Genomic DNA, 2,096 nt, shown 5'->3' with positions numbered 1-2,096 from the left:
GGCGAGCTGGGCGGCCGGGAGAGCCTGCTGCTGGTCGACAACTGCGAGCACCTGATCGACGCCGTGGCTCACCTGGTCGCGGCGCTGCTGCCCCGCTGTCCCGGGCTGCGTGTGCTCGCCACCAGCCGTGAGCCTCTCGCGGTCGATGGCGAGGCGCTGGTGCCGCTGGCCGCGCTCGCGCTGCCGGGCCCGGACGATGGCGTCGGACAGGCCCGGAGGGCGGCTGCGGTGCGCCTGTTCAGCGAGCGGGCCGCCGCGGTGCGTCCCGGTTTTGGCGTCGACGAGATCACGCTGCCCGACATAGTGCGCGTGGTGCGCGGCCTGGACGGTATGCCGCTGGCCCTTGAGCTGGCGGCCGCCCGGTTGCGGACGCTGTCACTGCCCGAGCTGGCCGGTGGGCTGTCCGACCGGTTCCGGCTGCTCACCACCGGCAGTCGTACCGCACCACCCCGGCACCGCACCTTGCGCGCGGTGATCGCCTGGAGCTGGGAGCTGCTCAACGAGGACGAACGCACCGTCGCGGAACGGATCTCGATCCTGCCCGGCGGTGTCACGCCCGCCTCCGCCGTCGCCGTCTGCGCCGGCACCACCGTGCCGGCCGCCGAGGTCCCCGATCTGCTCGCCGCCCTGGTCGACCGGTCACTGCTGCAGCTCGCGCCCGGCACCGGCCGCTACCGCATGCTCGAGACCATCCGCGGGTACGGTGCCGGCCGCCTGACCGAGACCGGCGAGCTGCGCACGGTCCGCGAGCTGGCCGCCGCCCACTTCACCGAGCTGATGGCCCGCTACGACCCTCAGTTGCGCGGGCCCGGCCAGCTGACGGCCATGGAGGTCATCGGCGCCGAGTACGACAACACGATCGCCGCGCTGCGCCACCTGTGCGCCACCGCCGAGTCCCGCGGCGCGATCGCTGTCGCGCTGACCTTGATCTGGTATTGGCAGATGTCCGGCCGCCAGCCCGACGGCGCCTACTGGCTGGGTGAGGCCCTGGCGGTGCCCGGCGGCGGGCCGACGCCCGAGCGCGACTGCGCCCGAGCCGTGTATCTGCTCAACCGGGCGGACATCCTGTCGTCCATCACCGCCGGGCAGGCCGCGGACGACCGGGCGGAGATGCGTGAGCTGGCCGGCCGGTTGCTCGCGTATCCGGAGTTGCCGAGCCACTACCGCGTGTTCGGCCCGGTCCTGCTGTTCCTGCTGGAGCCGGAGGCCGCGCTTGCGATCTTCCAGCGCCTGGCCGGCGGCGACGACGTGTGGCTGTCCGGGCTGGCCCACATGTTCCAGGCCGAGATCGCCGAGAACATGGGCGAGCTCGACCGGATGCGTGTCCACGTGGCGGCGGCCCTGGCCTGCTTCCGGCAGGCCGGTGACCGCTGGGGCCAGGCCGCGATCCTGCCGATGCGCGCCCGGCTGCGGCGGTACGACGACCTCGACGGCGCGCTGGCCGACCTGCGCGAGGCGCGGACGCTGGCCGGTGAGTTCGGCCCGCTCAGCCTTGGCGACCAGCTGTACAGCGACCTGCGCTGGATCGACGCGTACCTGCGGCGCGGCGACACCGACCAGGCGATTGCGATGATCGGCTCCGCCCGGGAGCGGGCGCTGCGGGCGTCCTCGGCGGAGATGCTGGTCCTGATCGACGCGCGGGAGGCCGGTTTCCGGGTGCGGCTCGGCGACCTGGACCGGGCGGGCGCCCTGCTCGCCGACGCCGAACGGGGTCTGCTCGGCGACGCCGGGTTCCCCGCGGACCACGCCCGGACGCTGGTCGGCAGCGCACGGGCCGCGCTCCGCCTGGCGCTGGGCGACCTGCCCGGCACGGAGCAGGCGCTGCGGGAGGCGTACGCTGCCGCGCTGGCAACCCGGGAACTGCCCGTCCTTGCACCGGTTACGGTGCACACGGCCGCGCTCGCCGCGACCCACGGACGGCAGTACGAGTCGGCCGTGCTGCTCGGGGCCGCCGCCCGGCTGCGCGGCGCGCACGACCACACCGATCCGCAGGTCCGCGAGCTCACCCGCCGTGGTCAGGCCGCGCTGGGCGGGGAAGAGTTCGCCGCGGCGTACGCGAAAGGCTGGGAGCTGGACGCGAAGACGGCCATGACCAC

The 2,096-nt window shown here is 74.5% G+C and carries 1 pseudogene; it reads left to right on the top strand.

What is annotated here, in order from left to right:
- Positions 1 to 2,096 (top strand): annotated as a pseudogene (locus AB0O34_RS36695) (AfsR/SARP family transcriptional regulator); the annotation flags it as partial.

The sequence above is a fragment of the Sphaerisporangium sp. NPDC088356 genome (assembly GCF_040685555.1).
GTDB lineage: Bacteria > Actinomycetota > Actinomycetes > Streptosporangiales > Streptosporangiaceae > Sphaerisporangium.
This window is presented reverse-complemented; position numbering and strand designations above follow the sequence as displayed.